Source organism: Acinetobacter sp. Brlt_5, assembly GCF_051949055.1.
In the GTDB taxonomy this organism is placed as follows: Bacteria; Pseudomonadota; Gammaproteobacteria; order Pseudomonadales; family Moraxellaceae; genus Acinetobacter; species Acinetobacter indicus.
The window spans coordinates 48398-71008 of the sequence record NZ_JAYJLP010000015.1; the positions used below are offsets into that span (position 1 = coordinate 48398).

The 22611-nt window shown below is 48.1% G+C and carries 15 protein-coding genes and 1 pseudogene; 6 read left to right on the plus strand and 10 right to left on the minus strand.

From position 1 onward, the window contains the following. Positions 1 to 48 precede the first annotated feature (48 nt). Both VF685_RS10825 and cueR read left to right on the plus strand, forming a co-directional pair. Positions 49 to 2517: a heavy metal translocating P-type ATPase gene (locus tag VF685_RS10825; protein WP_127799608.1), complete on the plus strand. Its 2469-nt coding sequence runs from the start codon at positions 49 to 51 to the stop codon at positions 2515 to 2517. A 72-nt stretch (positions 2518 to 2589) separates the two neighbouring features. Next, positions 2590 to 2982 carry a Cu(I)-responsive transcriptional regulator gene (gene cueR / locus VF685_RS10830; protein ID WP_005179173.1) on the plus strand — a complete coding sequence of 131 codons (393 nt, stop codon included), beginning with the start codon at positions 2590 to 2592 and terminating at the stop codon, positions 2980 to 2982. Positions 2983 to 3051: 69 nt separating this feature from the next. Here the strand turns inward: cueR and VF685_RS10835 are convergent, their stop codons facing one another. Beyond that, positions 3052 to 3684: a class I SAM-dependent methyltransferase gene (locus VF685_RS10835; protein ID WP_005179171.1), complete on the minus strand. Its 633-nt coding sequence runs from the start codon at positions 3682 to 3684 to the stop codon at positions 3052 to 3054. A gap of 233 nt (positions 3685 to 3917) precedes the next feature. Here VF685_RS10835 and VF685_RS10840 point away from each other — a divergent pair, with 233 nt between their 5' ends. Both VF685_RS10840 and epmA read left to right on the plus strand, forming a co-directional pair. Continuing rightward, positions 3918 to 4985 carry a 4-phosphoerythronate dehydrogenase gene (locus tag VF685_RS10840; RefSeq protein ID WP_368775815.1) on the plus strand — a complete coding sequence of 356 codons (1068 nt, stop codon included), beginning with the start codon at positions 3918 to 3920 and terminating at the stop codon, positions 4983 to 4985. Then, complete coding sequence (epmA, locus tag VF685_RS10845) at positions 4982 to 5956, plus strand: EF-P lysine aminoacylase EpmA (RefSeq protein WP_286423853.1); 975 nt, start codon at positions 4982 to 4984, stop codon at positions 5954 to 5956. Before VF685_RS10840 ends, epmA begins: the two co-directional genes overlap by 4 nt. 97 nt (positions 5957 to 6053) lie before the next feature. Here the strand turns inward: epmA and VF685_RS10850 are convergent, their stop codons facing one another. From VF685_RS10850 to VF685_RS10880, 7 genes are all read right to left on the minus strand, one after another. After that, entirely contained in the window at positions 6054 to 7286 is a 1233-nt protein-coding gene (locus tag VF685_RS10850; RefSeq protein ID WP_368775816.1) for a multifunctional CCA addition/repair protein, read from the minus strand. 89 nt (positions 7287 to 7375) lie between these two features. After that, on the minus strand, positions 7376 to 9655 hold the full coding sequence (locus VF685_RS10855; RefSeq protein WP_104488292.1) for an NADP-dependent malic enzyme: 2280 nt from the start codon (positions 9653 to 9655) through the stop codon (positions 7376 to 7378). 136 nt (positions 9656 to 9791) lie between these two features. Then, a complete protein-coding gene (locus VF685_RS10860; protein ID WP_368775817.1) occupies positions 9792 to 12668 on the minus strand; it encodes an EAL domain-containing protein in 2877 nt (958 codons plus the stop codon). A gap of 160 nt (positions 12669 to 12828) precedes the next feature. Beyond that, complete coding sequence (locus VF685_RS10865; RefSeq protein WP_005179155.1) at positions 12829 to 13545, minus strand: 16S rRNA (uracil(1498)-N(3))-methyltransferase; 717 nt, start codon at positions 13543 to 13545, stop codon at positions 12829 to 12831. 24 nt (positions 13546 to 13569) lie between these two features. Next, positions 13570 to 14406, minus strand: coding sequence for a methylenetetrahydrofolate reductase [NAD(P)H] (metF, locus tag VF685_RS10870; RefSeq protein WP_016659212.1), 837 nt, complete (start codon positions 14404 to 14406; stop codon positions 13570 to 13572). 190 nt (positions 14407 to 14596) lie between these two features. Beyond that, positions 14597 to 15979 carry an adenosylhomocysteinase gene (gene ahcY, locus VF685_RS10875; RefSeq protein WP_005179150.1) on the minus strand — a complete coding sequence of 461 codons (1383 nt, stop codon included), beginning with the start codon at positions 15977 to 15979 and terminating at the stop codon, positions 14597 to 14599. Positions 15980 to 16313: 334 nt separating this feature from the next. Continuing rightward, positions 16314 to 16826 (minus strand): tetratricopeptide repeat protein, encoded by a 513-nt coding sequence (locus VF685_RS10880; protein ID WP_286385274.1) that lies wholly within the window; start codon positions 16824 to 16826, stop codon positions 16314 to 16316. 236 nt (positions 16827 to 17062) lie between these two features. Between VF685_RS10880 and VF685_RS10885 the strand changes: the two are divergent. Together VF685_RS10885 and VF685_RS10890 are read left to right on the plus strand one after the other, a co-directional pair. Further along, positions 17063 to 18405 (plus strand): annotated as a pseudogene (locus VF685_RS10885) (amidohydrolase). 431 nt (positions 18406 to 18836) lie between these two features. Then, positions 18837 to 19097: a hypothetical protein gene (locus tag VF685_RS10890; RefSeq protein WP_005179143.1), complete on the plus strand. Its 261-nt coding sequence runs from the start codon at positions 18837 to 18839 to the stop codon at positions 19095 to 19097. A 13-nt stretch (positions 19098 to 19110) separates the two neighbouring features. On the opposite strand, the gene VF685_RS10895 is transcribed toward VF685_RS10890, so the two are convergent. Together VF685_RS10895 and VF685_RS10900 are read right to left on the minus strand one after the other, a co-directional pair. Next, positions 19111 to 19497: a carboxymuconolactone decarboxylase family protein gene (locus VF685_RS10895; RefSeq protein ID WP_005179142.1), complete on the minus strand. Its 387-nt coding sequence runs from the start codon at positions 19495 to 19497 to the stop codon at positions 19111 to 19113. A 152-nt stretch (positions 19498 to 19649) separates the two neighbouring features. Further along, positions 19650 to 22223 (minus strand): acyl-CoA dehydrogenase, encoded by a 2574-nt coding sequence (locus VF685_RS10900; RefSeq protein WP_286385272.1) that lies wholly within the window; start codon positions 22221 to 22223, stop codon positions 19650 to 19652. Positions 22224 to 22611: the final 388 nt, after the last annotated feature.

Sequence of the window (22611 nt, forward strand, 5' to 3'; positions counted from 1 at the left end):
GTCAATCTGTATGCTGTAAGAAAGTCTGGGTATTGGCCGAGGTAGGGCATGAGCATCTCCAATTCATCTGCTGTTTTTCGTGAAACATTGTCTATTCAGGGCATGACCTGTGCTTCATGTGTAGGCCGGGTGGAAAAAGCCTTAAAAAAAGTAGATGGGGTCGAGCAGGCCAATGTTAATCTGGCCACCGAACAGGCCGTGGTCGAATCTTCTGTACCACTTGATCGGGCTGCTTTGGTCAAAGCCATCGAGCGCGCCGGTTATGATGTGGTCGTCGCGGCACCCATCGAATTGTCGATTGATGGCATGACTTGTGCCTCCTGCGTGGCGCGGGTAGAAAAAGCCCTGAAAAAAGTGCCGGGGGTGCAACAAGCCAATGTCAATCTGGCCACTGAACAGGCTTGGGTCGAAGCCGATACTACGGTCAGTGCCGATAAACTGATTCAGGCCATCCGTAAGGCTGGTTATGATGCCCAGCTACAGACCACGACCACCACTGAACAGGCGGATCAGAAAGCCAGCGAGCAGCAGCAACTAAAACGTGATCTGTTAATTTCCCTGGTGCTGGCCATTCCGGTATTTGTGCTGGAAATGGGCTCGCATTTAATTCCGGCTTTTCATATGTGGGTCATGCATCAGATCGGGCAGATGTCGAGCTGGTTGCTACAGTTCGTGTTAACCACGCTGGTATTGCTGTTTCCGGGCCGGCGTTTTTATCAAAAAGGCATTCCGGCCTTGCTGCGTTTTGCGCCAGATATGAACTCGCTGGTGGCGGTTGGAACGCTGGCCGCGTACAGCTTTTCGGTGGTGGCGACTTTTATGCCACAGCTGTTACCGGAAGGCACGGTCAATGTCTATTTTGAAGCTGCCGCGGTGATTGTCAGCCTGATTCTGCTGGGTCGCTACTTTGAAGCCAAAGCCAAAGGTCGTACTTCGCAGGCAATTCAGCACCTGATCGGCATGCAGCCAAAAACCGCCCGCATTGTACGTAATGGCCAAAGTGTAGAAGTCCCGCTGGCTGAAGTCAGCTCGGGTATGCAGGTTGATATCCGCCCGGGAGAGCGGATTCCGGTGGATGGGGAAGTGCTGGACGGCCGCAGTTATGTCGATGAATCGATGATTAGCGGAGAGCCGCTGCCAGTAGAAAAAATGGCAGGCAGCGCCGTGGTGGGCGGCACCATCAACCAGAATGGCAGCCTGAGCATCCGCGCAACTGCGGTGGGGGCAGATTCGGTGCTGGCGCAAATTATCCGTATGGTCGAGCAGGCGCAAGGCTCCAAACTGCCCATTCAGGCGCTGGTCGATAAAGTCACCATGTGGTTTGTGCCAGCCGTAATGCTGATGGCTGTGCTGACCTTTCTGGTCTGGCTGATTTTTGGTCCTGAACCGGCGCTGACCTTTGGTCTGGTCAATGCTGTAGCGGTGCTGATTATTGCCTGTCCATGTGCTATGGGGCTGGCCACTCCAACCTCGATTATGGTCGGCACTGGACGTGGGGCAGAAATGGGCATTCTGTTCCGTAAAGGCGAAGCCTTGCAGCTGTTACAGGAAGCGCAGGTGGTGGCGGTGGATAAAACCGGCACCTTAACCGAAGGCAAACCGCAACTGACAGATTTTCATGTACAGGCTAGTTTTGAGCAGGCGCAATTGTTAAGCTGGGTAGCAGCAGTAGAAGCCAAGTCGGAGCATCCGATTGCCTTTGCCATTGTTGAAGCCGCGCAGCAACAAGGCTTATCTTTGCCAGCTGTGAGCGATTTTGATTCGATTGTCGGGTCCGGCGTAAAAGGGCAGGTCAATGGTCAATGGCTACATATTGGGGCTGACCGTTATATGCATCAGCTGGGTTTAAGTACCACAGCCTTTGATCAGGTTGCGGCACGTTTGGGTCAGGAAGGAAAAACACCACTCTATGTGGCGGTAGAGGATCAACTGGCGGCCATCATTGCCGTGGCCGATCCAATCAAAGACAGCACCTTTGCTGCGATTGAAGCGCTGCATCAATTAGGTGTTAAAGTGGCGATGATCACCGGTGATAACCGGCATACTGCTGAAGCGATTGCCCGGCAGCTAAAAATTGATACCGTGGTTGCCGAAGTCCTGCCGGAAGGCAAAGTCGATAGCGTACGTGAATTGCAGCAGCAATATGGCCGTCTGGCCTTTGTCGGCGATGGGATTAATGATGCCCCGGCGCTGGCACAGGCCGATGTCGGGCTGGCCATTGGCACCGGTACCGATGTAGCCATTGAAGCCGCCGATGTGGTGCTGATGTCCGGCAGTTTAAAAGGCATTCCCAATGCGATTGCTTTAAGTCAGGCCACTATCCGCAATATCCGCCAGAACCTGTTTTGGGCCTTTGTTTATAACGTGGCCTTAATTCCGATTGCCGCCGGCGTGCTGTATCCGCTGTGGGGCATTTTACTGTCGCCGATGTTTGCTGCAGGCGCAATGGCACTGTCATCCGTGTTTGTGCTGGGCAATGCTTTACGCCTGAAGCGCTTTGCCGCGCCGCTGCAATAGCCGTTGGCGTCAGGACATTTTCGGTTTAAGATCGGAGGCAGGTCTTAAACCGCCGTATTGAGCGAGAAGCATGTGAATATTGGTCAAGCCGCAAAGCAGTCGGGCATCTCTGCCAAAATGATCCGTTATTATGAAAGTATCGGCCTGCTCACGGCTGCCCAGCGCAGTGCTGCTGGTTATCGGGTCTATTCCGAGCAGGATTTAAAAACCCTGAATTTTATTCGTCATGCCCGCGAGCTGGGCTTTTCTACCGAGCAAATGAAAGAACTGATTTCGCTGTGGAAAAATAGCGGTCGCCAGAGTGCAGAAGTGAAAGCGCTGACCTTAAAACATATTGATGAGCTGAACCAGAAAATCCAGCGTTTACAGGACATGGTCAATTTGTTGCAGCAATCTGCGCAGCATTGTCAGGGCAATCACAGCGCGGAATGTGCCATTCTAGACCAGATTGAAAAAGGCGGATAAGCCAGTAAGCAGCAGGAATCGAATTGCAGGAGGATGAATCAATGCAGATTCATCCTCCTTTTTTATGCTTTATTTACGGATTTGAATGGCAAACTGAATCACATGCGACTTCCCCTGATGCAGCTGTCCTTCATGACGTTCCACTTCACCGACAAAGAAATGCAGCAGATGATCCTGCTGGAAGATCTCTAGAAAATCACGTGGATCATACAGCATGTCAGGATTGCCCGGGCCACCGGTGGCATAGGCCAGTTGTGCTTTGGAATAGACCTCGCCAATGAACCAGCCACCGGATTTCAGGCTATGACGCACGCCGTGCAGTAATTTCTGCTGGGTCGGCTGATTGACATGACCAAACACGCAAATCGCATGCTGAAACTGGTTTTCCGGCCATTCTACCTGACTTAAATCCACCGCGGCGGTGTCCAAGGTCAGCTGTTTGGCCTGGGCATGTTTTTGGGCTTTTTCAAGCGCAACAGTCGAATAATCCCAGAGTAGTCCGGCAAACGGCAGTTGCTGTTCACGGGCGCGCTCGGCCAGATAAATCAGGTTACGGCCTTCACCTTCAGCAATGCCCAGCGTAGCGCCAGAAATCGCTAACTGCTGGGCCATCTGCTGAATAAAAACGTTGGCCGCTTCGCCATATAAATGATCGGTGCTGTGGTAGCGTTCATCCCATGGATTGCTAAAGCGAGGTGTCATATGCAGGCCCTTCATTGGTTAAAAATAAACGGGGGAGAAGATTAAGACTGGCCTTGACTATAACATATTATAAAAACATATATTGTTTTATTCGGCTTCGGCAAGTTGTATTTGGGTGAAGCCTGATGGGCCGGCTTTGCTGCGGTTAATATTCAGTGTATTTACTGCAATAGCGCTTCATCCGCAGGGCCTTCAGGCGTTATCATGGACAGATCAAAGCATTGGATTGCCTTATGAAAATTATTGCCGATGAAAATCTGGCCTTTACCGATTATTTTTTTGCCGAGTTTGGTGAAATCTCCCATCGTCCGGGCCGGACCTTAACTGCGCAGGACCTGCACGATACCGAAGCCTTACTGGTGCGCTCGGTAACCAAGGTCAATGCCGAACTGATCCAGCACAGCAAGCTGCGTTTTGTGGGCAGTGCCACCATTGGTACCGATCATCTGGATATTGCCGCGCTGGAACAGCAGCAGATTCGCTGGTCCAATGCCGCCGGCTGTAATGCACAGGCGGTTGCCGAATATGTGATTACCGCCTTACTGCATGTGCGTCCAGCCTTACTGGAAGCAGGCCAGCAGTTCTGTCTGGGCATTATCGGACTGGGCAATGTCGGTTCGCGTCTGGCGGTAATGGCGGAACTGCTGGGCTGGAAAGTAGTGGCTTATGATCCTTTGGTGCAACGTGAAAGTGTGCAGCAACTGGCATTGGCAGACGTATTCGCTCAGGCCGATGCCATTTCGATTCATGTGCCGCTGACCAAAACCGGTCCGTATCCGACCTATCATCTGTTCAATGCCGAAACCCTGGCCCAGATGAAGCCGGATGCAATTTTAATTAACTCAGCGCGTGGTCCGGTGGTGGCAGAGCAGGCATTAATGACCGATATCCAGCAGACCGGGCGTGCGGTGGTGCTGGATGTATTTGAGCATGAACCGGAAATTTCTGCCGAATTATTACATCTGGTCACGTTGGTAACGCCGCATATTGCCGGTTACAGTCTGGAAGGCAAAGCCCGCGGCACACAACTGATTTATGCCGCTTTTTGTGAAGTCTTTGGGCAAGTGGCATATAAACGCTTTGAAAACCAGTTGCCGCCGTGCAGCGATTATTTTAGTGGTCAGCCGTTAAAAGCCGCACTGCAACAGCATCTGCCACAGATGTATGATATTGCTGCCGATGACGCCAAATTACGTGCCTGCTTAAAAGACGGCAAGGTCGATCAGCAGGCCTTTGACCATTTACGCAAGACTTATCCGCTGCGCCGTGAATGGGCTGCGCATGGAGGGCCAGCCGCATGAGCCTGAACTATCAGCCGACCTGTAGTCTTGAGGCTATGCGCGCCCGCGCCAAGATGTACGTCCAGATTCGCCAGTTTTTTGCTGAGCGCGAAGTGCTGGAAGTGGAAACGCCTATTTTGTCGCAGGCCGGTGTCACCGATGTACATTTAAGCTCGGTACAGGCCAAGCGTCATGTATTGGGCCAGCAGCAGACGCATTATCTGCAAACTTCGCCTGAATTTGCCATGAAACGCCTGCTGGCCAGTGGCAGTGGCCCGATTTACCAGATCTGCAAGGTGTTTCGTGATGATGAGCATGGCCGCAAACACAATAGCGAATTTACCATGCTGGAATGGTATCGCCCGGGTTTTAGCCTGAAAGAGCTGATGTTTGAAGTCACCGATTTACTCAATCTGACCTTGGCACAGCGTTTTGGTGAAGTGCGTCCGACAGTACTGAGTTATAAACATGCTTTTATGGACCGGCTGGATCTGAATCCGCTGCAAGCGACATTATCTGAACTGAAAGCCTGCTGTCAGCGTGTCGGGCTAAGCCTCGATTTAGGTGATGATCGTCTGGGCTATATCGACCTGTTGTTCTCGCATATGGTTGAGCCTAGTCTGGGCTTTGATACGCCGGTATTCCTGACTGATTTCCCGCCGGAACTGGCCTCACTGGCCAAAACTCGTGTCGATGAAGAGGGCGAACTGGTTGCCGCCCGTTTTGAGCTGTACATTGAAGGGCTGGAACTGGCCAATGCCTATGATGAACTGGCTGATGCCGAGGTGCTCCGTGGCCGTTTTGAAGCCGACAATCAGGAGCGGGAAAAACTGGGCTTGCATGTGATGCCACTTGATGAATATTTGCTCAGTGCCTTGCCTCAGATGCCGCCATGTTCAGGTATTGCGCTGGGTATTGACCGTTTATTGATGGTTGCCACCCAGCAGATGCGTTTGGAACAGGTAATTACTTTTCCGGCCGAGCAGTCTTAAGGCAGGTTGATCCAGATCAGCACAGGGGGATGATTCATCCCTGATCAACAAAAATACCCGTGTATAGCACGGGTATTTTTAATTTTATGACTCAATTTTAGCTTGCAGCGGTATATTCTGCTTTCAGCACTTCAATGGCTTTAATACGGCGCTGAATCAGCATTTCACCAATATCCGGGCCTTTAATCTCAGGCGATAAATCCTGCGCTTTAATGCCGCGCACCACCTGCATGGCTTTGAGCACATAATCGGCCTGCGGATAGTCCCGATCTTCCATGCCTAAACGGCCACGCGAATCACATTCACAGGCCTGAACAAAGGCTTCTACCCGTTCCGGGCGACGCAACACATCCAGACGCTGTAGCAGACGCCATAAGGTGCCCGGTTTCAAGGTCAGGGCCTGATGGCATTTTAAATGTTCCTTGCACACCGCCAGTGCCAGTTGTTTGGTATAGGTCGGCACTTTCAGGCGGTCACACAGGTCAGTAACCGGCTGAATACCACGTTCTTCATGCATGATATGACGCGGTAATTCATCGGCTGGGGTCAGGGCCTTGCCCAAGTCGTGCACCAGCACGGCAAAACGCACATCCAGACTGTAATTCTGGCGGCAGGCCTGTTGCAGGGACATTAAGGTATGCACGCCGCAGTCAATTTCCGGATGATATTCCGGGCGCTGTGGAATCCCAAACAGGGCATCAATTTCCGGGAACAAGGCTTTTAAGGCACCGCAGCGACGCAGCACTTCAAAGTATTCATCGGCATGATCTTCCTGCAAGGCACGTGCGGTTTCTTTCCAGACCCGTTCCGGGGTTAAGGTGTCCAGCTCGCCAGACGCTGCCAGCGTGCGCATCAGGGCCAGGGTTTCATCGGCCACACGAAAGCCCAGCGCTTTATAACGCGCGGCAAAACGGGCAATTCTGAGCACACGTAATGGATCTTCAACAAAGGCGTCGGAAACATGACGCAGCACTTTTTGCGCCAGATCCTGCTGTCCACCATAAGGATCATAGACCTTGCCGTTTTCATCCATGGCCATGGCATTAATGGTCAGGTCACGACGGATTAAATCTTCTTCCAGCGTGACATTGGGTGCAGTATAAAACTCGAAACCATGATAGCCCTGACCGGCTTTACGTTCGGTACGGGCCAGTGCATATTCTTCTTTTGATTCAGGATGTAAAAACACAGGGAAGTCTTTGCCCACGGGCTGATAGCCTTGGGCCAGAAGCTGTTCGGGTGTTGCCCCGACAACCACATAATCTTTTTCGTGATAGGGGTGCCCCAGCAAATGATCTCGCACCGCACCGCCTACTAAATAAACTTGCATGAAAAAACCTCTATTCTTGAGGTCATCATGCAACAGAATAGAGGTTTTCTCAAGTCAGAATGCCGAGCTTTTCACTCGGCATTCAGTTTTTATAGCGCGTCTTGTTCCGCTTGCTGAATTTCTGCCACGGTTAACGCAGTCATATTCACCACACGACGGGTGGTCGCTGTTGGCGTTAAAATATGTACCGGTTTCGCTGCGCCCAGCAAGATTGGACCAATGGTCACGTTGCTGCCTGAAGTCGATTTCAGCAGGTTAAACGAAATATTGGCTGCATCCAGGTTCGGCATAATCAGCAGGTTAGCTGAACCTTTGAAGCGTGAGTTCGGGAATGCGAAATGGCGAATATTTTCATCCAGTGCCGCATCACCATGCATTTCACCTTCCACTTCAAGTTCTGGTGCAATCTCAGACAGAATATCAAACACTTTACGCATTTTTTGCGCGCTGGCATCGTTCTGGTCTGAACCAAAGCTTGAATGCGACAGCAGGGCAATACGTGGTGTTACACCAAAACGGCGTACTTCTTCAGCCGCCAGAATGGTCATTTCCGCCAGCTGTTCAGCGGTTGGATTACGGTTGATGTAAGTGTCGGCAATAAACAGGTTACGATCTTCCAGCATCAGCGCATTCAAGGTGAAGAAAGTATTGTGACCTTCTTTCAGACCAATGATATTGCTAACGAAGTCTAAGTGAATGTCGTAGCTTGAATAAGTACCACATAACATACCGTCAGCCAGACCGTGTTTCACCAGCATTGCGGCAATTAAGGTCGAGCGGCGACGTGCTTCACGCTGCGCATATTCAGGCGTTACACCTTTACGCTGCATGATGCTGTAGTAATCATCGGCGAATTTTTCGTAATCCGGGTTTTTCTCCTGGTCAACAATAGTGATATTCACACCATGTTCCAGACGTAAGCCCAGTTTCTTGATATTCGCTTCAATAACCGCAGTACGACCCACCAGAATCGGTTGCGCCAGACCTTCGTCCACTGCAATTTGTACTGCACGTAAAACGCGTAAGTCTTCACCTTCTGCATAGGCAATGCGTTTCGGATCGGTTTTCGCCTGTGCAAAAATTGGTTTCATCATAAACGCAGAGTTATATACAAACTCTGACAGACGTTGATGATAAGCCGAGAAGTCCTGAATTGGACGTGTTGCCACACCTGAATCCATCGCTGCTTTGGCGACCGCAGGAGCAATTTCAAGAATCAGACGCTGATCAAGCGGACGTGGAATTAAATAGTCACGACCAAATGAAGCAGATTTTTCACCATAGGATGCCGCATCTGCTTCTATGTGTGCCATACGTGCAATCGCGTGTACGCAGGCAATTTTCATTTCTTCGTTAATGGTGGTTGCACCGACATCTAGCGCACCACGGAAGATGTACGGGAAGCACAGCGCGTTATTCACCTGGTTCGGATAGTCGGAACGGCCGGTTGCCATAATTACATCATCACGTACTTCGTGGGCATGTTCAGGCAGAATTTCCGGGTCCGGGTTAGCCAGAGCGAAGATGATTGGATTAGCCGCCATCTGCTTGACCATTTCTTTGGTCAGAATACCGGCAGCAGAGAGACCGAGGAACATATCGGCACCGGCAATTACATCGGCCAGTTGGGTCGCTTCAATATCCTGTACGTAGCGTTTTTTCGACTCGTCCAGACCTTCACGTTTAGTGGTCAATAGACCGCGCGAGTCCGCCACAATAATATTTTCTTTTTTCGCACCCAGGGCACAAAGCAGGTCCAGGCACGACAGGGCAGCAGCACCGGCACCTGAAGCCACAATCTTGATTTCGGCAATGTTTTTGCCGTTCAGTTGTAGCGCATTCAGCAGCGCAGAACCGACGATAATTGACGTACCATGCTGGTCATCATGGAACACCGGAATGTTCATGCGTTCACGCAGTTTTTGCTCGATGTAGAAGCATTCTGGTGCCTTGATGTCTTCAAGGTTAATCCCGCCAAAGGTTGGTTCGAGTGCAGCAACGATATCAACGATTTTGTCTGGATCATTTTCAGCGATTTCGATGTCAAATACATCGACGCCGGCGAATTTCTTGAACAGAACGCCTTTACCTTCCATAACCGGTTTAGACGCTAAAGGACCGATGTTCCCTAAACCTAGTACAGCGGTACCGTTACTCACCACGGCAACCAGGTTGCCACGTGCTGTATACAGTGCTGCAGTAGAAGGATCCCGTTCAATCTCTAAACATGGTGCCGCGACACCAGGTGAGTATGCAAGCGCTAAGTCACGTTGGTTGACCAGCTGCTTACTTGGGGTAACGCTGATTTTACCTGGAGTAGGAAATTCGTGATAATACAAAGCCTGCTGTTTTAATGATTGATCGTCCATCTGAATCTCGTATGTTACTGTGTCCAGCGATGCTGGCGGTTTGTGCTAAATCTGCTCGAATATACCATTACTTAAGCACTAAGCACAGTCAAAGCTGCGCATTTTTTAGTACAAACTTAGAAGTTTAAGCTATAGATTAAGATTCACTAACAATAAGTGGTGTCTGCATTTTTTCACTCAGGAAGCGGGTCGCATCCTGTTGTGGCAGCGGTTTGGAGAATAAAAAGCCCTGGGCGATGTCGCAATCGAGCTTTCTGAGGTACTGAAGTTGATGTTCAGTTTCAATACCTTCAGCGACAATGGTCATGCCCATGGCTTTGCCCATGGCAATCATGGCACTGACAATGGCCTCCTGCTTGCTGTGGCCAATCTTGGACACAAAGCTGCGGTCGATCTTTAAAACATCTATAGGAAAATCGGTTAAGTAAGAGAGGGAAGAATAACCGGTACCAAAATCATCCAGCGAAATATGAATATGGCGCTTCTTGATTTCTTCCAGAATATATTTGACCTCGTCGGTATTTTCCAGCAACGACGATTCAGTAATTTCCAGTTCCAGGCTTTCACCGGAAATATGATAGGTATTGAGCGCCTCATCAATATCTTCCAGCAAATGTCCGCGTTGTAGCTGCTGCGCCACAATATTGACCGAAACCCGGATGTTATCAAAGCCCAGTGCCTGCCAGTCCCGAATCTGCTTGGCGGTTTGCTGAATTACGATATGGCCAATCTCTGAAATCAGGCTGGTTTGCTCGGCAATTGGAATAAATAAGCCGGGTGGAATCAGGCCTTTTTCCGGATGGTTCCAGCGTACCAAGGCTTCAAAACCGGAGACCTGCTGATCATGGAAATTGATTTTTGGCTGGTAATAGACGATCAGCTCATCATTTTTAATGGCCTGACGTAAATCGCGCTCAATGTGCACGTCCTGCTCTAACAGCTTGGTGGTTTCCAGCGAATAGTATTTGGTGGTATTGCCACCCAGACGCTTGGCTTCCGACAGCGCCTGTTCGGCACAGTTGTTTAAATAATCCAGCTGCCGGCCATGTTCAGGATATAAAGACACGCCCATCGACAGGGTAATAATATGGTCCTGACCCTGGATATTAAACGGCGCCGAGAAGGCTTTGGTAATACGTTCGCAATGCTGCTGCACCGATGGGCGAATATGTGACAGCTCATAAATAATGGCAAAGTCATCGCCATTTAAATGCGCCACCAACAGCGCTTCGGCATTAATGAGGCGTAAACGCTGTGCCACCTGTCTTAGCAGTTCATCGCCGCCATTATGGCTTAAATATTCATTCAGCACCCGGAACCGGTCGATGTTCAGACGAATCACCGCCAGTTGTTTAATCGAATCCTGATGGGACACCAGATACTGATGCAGCTGATAGTTATAATAAAACCGGTTAGGCAGATCGGTCAGCGTGTCATAATTTTCCAGATAGGACAGGCGCTGTTCCTGCCGGCGGCGCTCGGTTAAATCCGAGACAATCCCGACATAATGGGTAGAGCGGTTCTGCTCATTGCTGACGGTATTCATGTGCAGGCGGATGGTCAGCTCTTTGCCCGACAGGTATTTTTCATCCATTTCGCCATCATATTCGCCTTCTTTGAGCAGTTGCTTGACAATGGCATTGTGCATACTGCGCTGCCGTGATTTGTAATTGCTGGCAATATCAAACAGATGTTTGCCAATAATCTGCTCGCGACTAAAGCCGGTCAGCTGTTCAAAGCACGGATTGACCTCAATATAACGCAGGTCCTCATTCAGAATAAAAATCCCTTCTGCTGCCTGCTGTAGTACGCTGGCGGTCAGTTTCAGGCGTTCCTGATCAGTTTTTTCCTGATGGATGTCACGGCGGATACCGACCATGCGTAATGGACGCCGGGTTTCGGGGTCACGCTCAATCACACGGCCAACATCATGTACCCAGACCCATTTGCCATTGCTTTGCTGTACCCGGTAGGTCACTTCATAGCGGTCGGTCTGGCCACGCAGATGCTGCTTCATGGTGTTACGAAAATGCGCCAGATCATCCGGGTGAATCAGTTGCTGCAGTTTGTGATGATGGGCTTTGGAGCCGGACATTTTCAGCTGCTGGTGTTCATTGGTCAGGGTAATCAGGCGATGCTTGATGTCCCAATCCCATGGTTTTAGCCCGGCCACTTCATGCGCCAGTACCAGATTGGCCTGTTGATCTTGCAGGGCTTTATGGATTTGCTCCAGCTCAAAGGTCCGTTCTTTCACTTTCTGTTCCAGCATCTGGTTATTAAACTGCAGCTGCTGCTCAATGTCTTTGGAACGGTTCATTTCCGTTTGCAGTTGCTGGCACAGCTGGTCGGTCCAGGCCACTTGCTGTTCGGCCTGTTTTTTCAGCTGATTATTCTTGAAATAGACGCTGGATAGCCGGCGATGCATGTGCATGGAGGTGTTGGCACAAATCAGCAGACAGATTAAGGCAAAGTTGGTGGCCAGATAAAACAGCGGTTCAGTGTTGCTGTTAAAGAACAGTGGGGAAATTAAATACGGCGCAATGGCCGGAATAAAGACTAGCGAAAAATAGCTCAAGCGCTGGGTTAAAAAGATGAGGGCAAAGGTCTGGCTAATAATCACCAGCAAAGCCGCCAGAATAATGGCCTGATAGGTGCTCATGTCTGGACTGTATTGCGGCAGGAAATAGTACAGCAGGGCAATGCCAATACCCAGGCTAATGCCAACCAGCAGGCATACCAGCTTGATCCAGCGATGTGCCATTTGAATACTGTATTGACCGGGCTTAAAGCGCATTTCATTAAAGAACAGGCAGCCGGCCAGCCCCAGTTCACTCAGCAGAAACCAGGCATTAAACGCGAAAGTTGAAAAATTAAAAGAGTAGTGAAAAATAAAATAAATATAAAAACAGAGAATGAGGATGCTCAGCAAAAAAAAGCGCATCAGCCGGATTGTATTGGTGATTTGGGCAGCATACAAATACTGCTCCATGAGCTCATCCTGATGGTCTGACATATATCCCCAAAACCCTATAAATTACAGAGTATGTAAAAATCCATTTTATTTTATGAATAACCTGATATTAGGTGAAATTGTAAAATAATATTTTGAGATTAGTCAGTAAACTTTAAAAAAGCAATCATCTGACTCAGCATTCAGCTAAAAATAAGACGAATTACACGCTGAAGTTAAAATTTAAAATAGAAAGTGCGACCACAGGCGCAGTTTCAGTTCTTAACACGCGCTCGCCTATACACCAGTTCACAAAACCTTTCGTATTTGCGCTACTGATTTCAGCCTCGCTCAGGCCGCCTTCAGGCCCAATTAACAGGGCAAGTTCTGGCGTGGCATTGTGTAAGACATTCACTTCATCTTTGTTGGGTGCTAATACCAGTTTGGTGGCTGGCAGATCGGTATCGAGCCATTTTTCCAGCGACATCGGCGGGAGAATTTTAGGCACAATATTCAGACCACATTGCTCACAAGCAGCAATGGCGATACCTTGCCAGTGATCCAGTTTTTTCTGGTCACGGTCGTATTTCAGACGCATTTCGCAGCGTTCAGAGGTGAGGAGCTGAATCTCGGAAACGCCGAGTTCCACCGCTTTTTGAATGGCATAATCCATCCGGTCGCCCTTACTCATGACCTGACCGAGCAGGGCCTTGAATTTAGGTGTACGGTTGCCCGGATTAAAGCTGTTGACCATCACCGTTGCTGTTTTTTTCTGGACGTCGGTAAGGGTCACTTCATATTCGCCACCTTGTCCATTGAACAGGGTGGCTGTGTCGCCCACTTGTGCGCGCAGTACTTTACACCAATGGTGAAATACGGTTTCGGTCAGCGCGAGCTGCGTCTCAACCGTTAATTCAGCTTCAATATAAAAACGTGGCATAAAGTACAACTCGCAAAAAGAAAATTAGGCTAAACCAAGATCAGTCACAAGCTGACGGGTAGGCTCGGTATTGTTCATGGTGTAGAAGTGCAGACTTGGCGCACCACCTGCAATCAGGCGTTCACAGAATTTCAGCACCACTTCATGACCGAAGGCTTTAATCGATGCCGTGTCATCACCATATGTCGCCAGTTGCTTGCGAATCCAGCGTGGAATTTCAGCACCAGTACTATCGGCAAAGCGAATCAGGTTGCTGGCATTGGTAATTGGCATAATACCCGGCGCCACCGGAATATTGACACCGGCTTGCTGAATACGCTCAACAAAGTAGAAGTAGGCATCCGGATTGAAAAAGAATTGCGTTAAGGCTGCATTGGCGCCGGCATTTACTTTTTCAACAAAATGCTGAATATCTTTATCAAAGCTTTCCGCTTGTGGGTGCATTTCCGGATAGGCAGCCACTTCAATATGGAAATGATCACCGGAATGTTCACGAATAAAGCGGACTAGATCCTGTGCATATGGCAATTCACCCAAGCCAACCTGACCGGATGGCAAGTCACCACGCAGTGCCACAATACGGTCAATACCTTGTGATTTGTACAGGTCCAGCAATTCGGCAATACGGGCTTTATCATCACCAATACAAGACAGGTGAGGCGCAACCGGTGTGCCTTTGCCATTGAAGTCGTTAATGGTCGATAAGGTACGTTCACGAGTTGAACCACCAGCGCCATAGGTCACCGAGAAAAATTCTGGATTTAAAAGCTGAAGCTCTTGGTGTACGGTCTTGAGTTTTTCTGCACCGGCATCAGTTTTGGTTGGGAAGAACTCGAATGAAATCGGAATCTGTTTTGACATGTTGAAATCCTTTTTATAAATACTTTTTATTCACCCTCTCCCTGACCTCTCCCAAAGGGAGAGGAGTATTCATTACTGAATAACGCAGAGTCTTGGCTCAAATTACTTAAATTTCACAAGTAAAACTCGTAATGTAAATGATTTGAGAGTTCACCCTCTCCCTATGGGAGAGGGATGGGGTGAGGGCTAATTAATATTTATAAGCATCCGATTTAAACGGACCTTCAACCGCTACACCTAAGTAGTCCGCTTGTTCTTGCGTCAATTGCGTCAGAACGCCACCAAAGCCTGCAACCATGGCTGCAGCCACTTCTTCGTCCAATTTTTTAGGAAGCAGTTCAACGCGAATCGCTGCTTGTTTTTGATCTTCAGGTAGATCAGCAAATTTCTCAGCGAACAAGTGCATTTGACCTAAAACTTGGTTGGCAAATGAACCGTCCATCACACGTGATGGGTGACCTGTTGCATTACCCAGGTTCACTAAACGACCTTCAGACAGCAGGATCAGATAATCGTTTTCATTTTCTGAACGATACACTTGGTGAACCTGAGGTTTCACTTCAACCCACTTGTAACCACGTAAGTAGTTGGTGTCGATTTCAGTGTCGAAGTGACCGATGTTACATACCACAGCACCTGCTTTTAATGTATCCAGCATGGCAGCATCACACACGTGGTAGTTACCGGTTGTTGTTACGATCAAGTCAGTGTTTAGAAGAAGGTCAGCGTTTACGTCTTCTTTTTTACCGGTTTGTACACCATTTTTGTATGGAGAAACCACTTCATAACCGTCCATGCAGGCTTGCATTGCACAGATAGGATCGATTTCAGAAACACGTACGATCATGCCTTCTTGACGAAGTGATTGCGCAGAACCTTTACCTACGTCACCATAACCAATGACCAGCGCACGACGACCAGATAAAAGCATATCGGTTGCACGTTTGATGGCATCGTTGAGTGAGTGACGGCAACCGTATTTGTTGTCGTTTTTAGACTTGGTTACTGAATCGTTTACATTGATTGCAGGTACTTTCAGAGAACCGTCTTTCCACATTTCAAGCAGACGTTGTACACCTGTGGTGGTTTCTTCAGTAATACCGTGGATTTTCGCCAAAACTTCTGGGTATTTTTCGTGAACAAGTGCAGTTAAGTCACCGCCATCGTCCAGAATCATGTTGGCATCCCAAGGCGTGCCATTCACGTTAATTTGTTGCTCTAAGCACCACACGTATTCTTCTTCAGTTTCACCTTTCCAAGCGAACACAGGAACACCAGACGCAGCAATGGCAGCAGCAGCGTGGTCTTGAGTCGAGAAGATGTTACAAGAGGTCCAGCGTACTTCAGCGCCAAGTTCAACCAAAGTTTCGATCAGAACTGCTGTTTGGATTGTCATGTGGATACAACCCAAAATTTTAGCACCAGCAAGTGGTTTAGCCGCAGAGTAGCGTTTACGCAGACCCATCAGGGCTGGCATTTCAGCTTCTGCAAGTTTGATTTCTTTACGACCGAAGTCTGCTAAAGTGATGTCTGCTACTTTGTAATCAGTAAATGAAGCATTAACCGCGTTCATCACGATCTCCTTAATAAAAACAATTGATCATTCAGTTCGCGGATGCCGTTGTTGATCAAAGCGGATGTTTGACCGATGGTCGAGCCTAGCGCTTTTACATTTCGTACCTGTAAAACGTCGCAGCATCCCTCGACTAGCGCAGTATTGTACTTGGAAATTGCCCAGAGTTCCAATCTGAAATTGTTGAATATCTGGCTAAACTGTTCCGGTTTCTCGCTGTAGTGTTCTTTGATCTCCAAAACAATTAAAAATTCCGGCTAATCCAGCGCCTATCTCCATGCATCAATATAAAAAAAGCCCATCATCTGATGAGCTTTTGATCGGGTTGAGTGGGTTACTCGGCAGCTTTGGCTTTTTCGGCCCAGTAATCTGCCTGTGCTTCATTAATTTCGACTCCCAGGCCATGTTCATAAATACAGGCCAAATCGCGCATGGCCTGTGCATCGCCTAGTTCAGCCGCTTGCTGAACCAAATTTACCGAGGTCAGAATATCTTTATCTACCACATTCCCACGACGATAATAGCCAGCCAGCTCCAGAATTGCGCCTGCATGTTTCTGTTCGCTTGCCTGTTTCAACCAGTAATAGGCTAACTCAAAGTGAGTTTTGGAATCTTCAGGATCATCTTCCTGCACGTCTTTGGCATAAACGGTGTAGCCTTCGCCCAACCAGTACATGGCTTCCAAGTGACCATTTTCAGCGGCTTTTAAGGCCCATTCTTCAGCCAGCAGGTTGTCATCTTCATGCTCGCTTTGCATATACAATTCAGCCAGCTCAAACTGGGCATCGGCTTGGCCTGCAAGCGCACGGTTAATCAGGGCGGGAGGAACAGTGATGGCGTCCGACATGGTCATATCCAGAAAATATTTGCTATAAGCCTAAAAGGTCTGCCGGAAAAAAGCCAATCTGAAATGAAATGTTTTGAGTCATAGCGCAAAATTGCTCGCTAAATTGCGGTAATTTTCAACTTTTAGAATGTCAAGTATAGCGTAAATGACTATATAGAATTACAACAATTGCCTTGTATTTTAACCCTAAATTCTCCAAAGATAAGATTTTAAACGGTTATAAAAATGGAGTTTCTATGCAGCTCACTAAAACCTGTCTTAGCTTGGGGTTAGCCATGAGTATCTCTCAGTTTGCTTTTGCAGATTGGGTGGATGATGCCCTACAAAAGTCGAGCAGCATACCATTCAATTGCGTCATCATATTCAAGCCAATCCTGAACTTGGCAATATGGAATTTAAAACGTCGGAACTGGTGCAAAAAGAATTACGTTCTTACGGCATTGAAGTGAAAAAAGGCTTTGCCAAAACCGGTGTGATTGGCGTATTAAAAGGTGCAAAACCGGGCCCGATTATGGCCTTGCGTGCCGATATAGATGCCTTACCGATGGAAGAAAAAGCCCAGGTACCTTTTGCCAGTAAAGTCAAAGGTATTTATCAGGGCGCAGAAACACCGGTTGCGCATGCCTGCGGACATGATACCCACACTGCCATGTTGTTAGGTGCAGCTAAAGCACTGGCAGAAAATAAAGATAAAATTGCCGGAACCGTGGTCTTTGTATTCCAGCCTGCGGAAGAAGGTGGTGCCGATATTGATAACTTCCTGAATGGTGATCAGGTCGGTGCACGTAAAATAATTGCCGATGGCGCACTGAATAATCCAAAACCTGAAGTGATTTTTGGGATGCACGTGATGGCGGGTATGCCAAGTGGCAATATCTTCTATAAAGATGGTGCGGCTTTAAATAGTGCCGATGGAATCCGCGTGACTTTAACCGGTCAGCAGGTACATGGTTCCATGCCGTGGAAAGGACGTGATTCTATTGTCGCCGCGGCCGATATTATCCAGAATTTACAGACTATGGTGTCTCGTCGTGCTGACTTGAGTAAAGGCATGGGCGTGGTCAGTATCGGGCAGATTCAGGGTGGTACCAGTGGTAATATCTTGCCTGAACAGGTGTCAATGATCGGGACCATTCGTTCCAACCATGAAGATATCCGTCAAAGCATCTACAAAAACCTGCCAACCATGATTAATCACACCGCGCAAGCCAATGATGTAAAAGCCAAAGTAGAAATTTCACCGTATGCACCGGTCACAACCAATGGTAAAACCCTGACTGAATTGATGGCGCCATCTTTAATTCAGGCCGCGGGTGAAGGTAAGGCGCATGTTTTAGAACATAACCAGAGCGCCAGTGAAGACTTTTCTTATTATGGCCAGCTGATGCCATCTTTATTTGTATTCCTGGGTGCGACACCAGCTGATCAGGATATGAGTAAAGCCGCACCGAACCATAACCCGTACTTTATTGTCGATGATAAAACCTTAAAAACCGGGGTAGAGTCGCATATGCGTTTTATTCTGGATTATCCAAAAGTTGCCAGCCAGGTACAAAGTGCATGGAAGGCTAAAAAATAATGGTCTTGAACCTATAAAACTCAAGAGAAAAACGGAGCAAATCGGCTCCGTTTTTTATGGCTCATAGATAGAACAATCAAATATCCGCTTTGAAATATAAAATTGAGCAGGAGAGAGTTAGGTAATAACGATGGAAGTTTAACGGAACCCATATATCAAAATAGCCTAAGTTATTTAATCTCTTTTACCTCTCAGAACCTGATCATGCGTTAATTATAAAATGAAGATTAAATATTCCTTGTTTGCGTCTGTTATGACTTAGAGAGAAAACCAGGATAAGGGAGTTTTTGATTTATCAGAGGATGGATAACAGCAGTCGATGTAAACCAATTCATCTTTAATTTAAATTACTTACAAAAATAGAGTTGAGCGGAGCCGTAGCATTTTTTAAGTTAGACCCATACAACGGAACAAAAAAAGAGAAGAAAAAAATGGTGAACTTTCTAACCGCAGAAGATGCAAAAGTGCTTTCGGCGCATGCCAATCTGGACATCAACCTGTATAAAGCGCGTTTAGCCAGTTTAATTGAAGAGAATGCCAAGCAGGGCAACACTGCAGTATTTACGGTATTGCCCAAACATTTGCCTTTGGAAGAAATTCGCAATCTCTCTGCCGAACTGACCCAGCTTGGTTATCAGGTACGTTTTGAGGTCAGTGAATTCTTTTACAGTTTTAATGTGTACTGGATTTAAACTCGTCCGAAATTTACGCGTTGGCCTGATAGTCCTGAATGACTTCTAACGCTGCACGGAAGGCTTCTTGCGTGGCCGGTGCGCCGCAATAGGGCAGGCTATGCAGTAGTACTTCCTGAATTTCTTCCACTGTCGCGCCATTATTTAAAGCCCCGCGTACATGACCTTTTAATTCAGTCGGGCTTTTGAGCGCAGTTAAAAAGGCAATTGTCACCAGTGAACGATATTTGCGCGGCAATACATCTTCACGTTGCCAGGTAGAACCCCAGGCATGTTCATTAATCCAGTCCTGCAAAGGCTGGGTAAACGGCACGGTATTGTCCTGCGCACGTTTCACAAAACTTTCACCCATGACTTCTGTACGTACTTTTAAACCATTGTCATAATCTTGTTGTGACATCTTGTTTCCCTCAATATTGTTTTCGATGTAGCTTAACGGCTTATGCAGTCTATACCATTGGAAGATGGTCGTAGAATGCCTGTTAGAAGCCTCGTCTCCAGTCCATAAAAAAAGTGGCCCGAAAGCCACTTTCTTCAATATTCAGCATATAACTAAAAACGGATAAACGGTTCCGGATCCTCTTTATGATGATCTGTGGCCAGTTGTGCGGTGCCACCGGTTTTCGGTTCTGCTGAAGTTGCCGGAGGATGAGCTTCCGTATCGACACCTAAAGGTTCAATTAAATGCGGATTGTCTAGTGGCAGGGTCTGTTCCAGCTGCATATCGAAAATATCGGTCAAAATACTGTCAAAGCGCTGCGCGTTATAACTGAGTAGCTGGCTAGCTTCTTCGGGTTGAATCGCGCCGGTATTTAGGGCATCGGCAATGTGTTCTTCAAAACTGAGGCCATCAAAACTGCCTTTGGCTTCAGCTTTTTTAAAGCGATCCCACAGCGGTTCAATCTCGGTTAAGCTCTGGAAGGTACTTTCCATCCGGCCAAAGACATCGTCCGGGTCCGTGTTATAGAAAACATGCTGTTTCAGCTGCTGGCGAAAAGCATTGTCCTGCATCATGCTCATGGCCACATCACGTTTCAGCTGATCGCTTGGTGGCTGCAAGGCACGGCCCCACGGGAAGCAGATCAATTTCACGACGCCAGCCGCCAGCTGCATAGGGAAATTATTGAACAGTCCAAAGAAGGCTTCTTGTGCATTAAACAGTGCTTTGTCTAAAGCCAGTTGCGCATGCAGTTGCTCATCTGCGGTTTTTTGCCCATGTGCATAGTATTTTAAGATGGCGGTGGCAATAAACAGCTGCGCATGAATATCGGCCAGGCGTCCGGACAGCATTTCCTTGCGTTTAATATCACCGGCCAATAAACCCAGACACATATCGGCAGTCAGGGCAAAGGCCGCACTAAAACGGTTGATGGTTTTGTAATAAGGCCGGCTAAATTCATCGGCTTGTTGCGGAGCATCGGATGAACCGCCAAACCAGCCAAAGGCAAATGCGCGCGCAGTCCGGTTAAAGGTATAACCGAGATGATGGTAGAACAGTTCATTAAATTGTGTCAGCGCGGCATCTTTATCAGGGGCTTGTAGCAGTTGTAATTCTTCATACAAATACGGATGGCAACGCATCGAACCCTGGCCAAAAATCATCAGCGAGCGGCTTAAAATATTGGCCCCTTCAACGGTAATGGAAACTGGAATGGCCTGATAGGTCAGCGCCAGAAAGTTCCGTGGACCCAACTGGATGGCGCGGCCACCGACCACATCCATACCATGATTAACCACACGGCGCATAGACTCTGTGGCATAGTACTTGGCCATCGCGGTCATCACGGCAGGTTTGCCGCCCTGATTCAGTCCACAGGTCACCAGATAGCGAAAGGCTTCCAGCATATAGGTTTCACTGGCAATATCACTGGTGACTTCCTGTACGCCTTCAAATTTCCCCACCGACAACTTGAATTGCTGGCGGATTCGCGCAAAAGCACCGACATTTAAATAGGTCATTTCCCCGGCAGCGGTTGACAGTGCCGGTAAGGAAATCCCGCGACCGACGGCCAGACATTCCATTAACATGCGCCAGCCTTTACCGGCATTTTCCACACCACCGATAATCCAGTCGAGTGGAATAAACACATCCTGACCTTCGACCGTGCCATTCATAAATGGTGAACCGGGATGATGGCGCGGCCCGACTTTCACTCCGGCGTGATTGGCCGGCAGCAGCGCACAGGTAATGCCGTAGTCGGTTTTAGTCTTATCGCCGAGTAAACCGTCCGGATCATACAGTTTAAAAGCCAGACCAATCACGGTGGCAATGGGTGCCAATGTAATCCATCGTTTGGAGAAATTCATTTTCAGACCCAGTACGTGCCGGCCTTCAAACTGGCCATAGCAGACCACGCCAGTATCGGGGATGGCACCGGCATCGGAGCCGGCTTCCGGGCTGGTCAGCCCAAAGCAGGGAATTTCTTCGCCTTTGGCCAGACCGGGCAAGTAACGTTTTTTCTGCTCATCGGTACCGTAGTGCAGCAGCAACTCACCCGGGCCTAAGGAATTGGGCACCATACAGCTGACCGCGGCGGTTAGGGAGCGTGAGGCAATTTTGCTCATAATCCGGCTTTGCGCAAAAGAACTGAAAGCCTTGCCGCCGTATTCCTTGGGAATAATCAGGCCCAAAAATCCATGGGTTTTAATAAACTGCCAGGTTTCAGGAGATAAATCTTTGTGCTTATGATGGATTTCCCATTCATCCAGCATGCTGCACAGCTGTTCCACTTCATTGTCTAAAAAGGATTGTTCTTCCTCACTGAGCGTAGGATAAGGGTATTGCTCAAAGGTATCCCAGTTGGGTGCGCCCATAAACAGCTCTTTTTCCCACCAGCTGGTGCCGGCATCCAGCGCTTCACGCTCGGTGCTGCTCATGCTTGGCATGGCTTGTGACAAAGCCTTATAGGCGGGCTGGGTGATGATTTTCATGCGCAAGGCATCCACCATCACAATTATGCTTAGCACAATTAACGGAATACCTAAAATTAAGGACCAGGGATTAATAAAGGCAGAGACAATACTGACCGCAATCAGGGTCATGGCACCGCTGTTGCGCGACAGCTGAAAATAGAAAATCGCCCACAGTGTAAAAACAAGAATGACGATACTGAGTATAAAAAGCATTATTGTATTTCTCCCGGCTGCTACAGCATCACCGTGCCTGCAAGGAAAAATGAAAGAAATGCTGCTTCATTTTGTCTGAAGTCATCCGGTGAAGGCTGTTCTTGGAACTTCGGTATCGTTTTTTTAAATATCAAGACCATCAAAACGATTGCTAAAAACAAACTCTATGGATGAAGATTGGTTGAAAAATGATCGCTATTCAAGTAAAAACGCGCAACGAAATGTGAAGATAAGTAAGGGTTTAGCAGCTAGGTAAAAGAATGATAGAAATTTACTTCTGGTTTAAATGGGGTGTTTTTTAAAGATGAGCCGTCTTTGGATCTAAGAGGAAACAGATGATCTCTCTGGGCTAAAAATTCTGATCCGAGGACGATGTAAAAATTTAAGT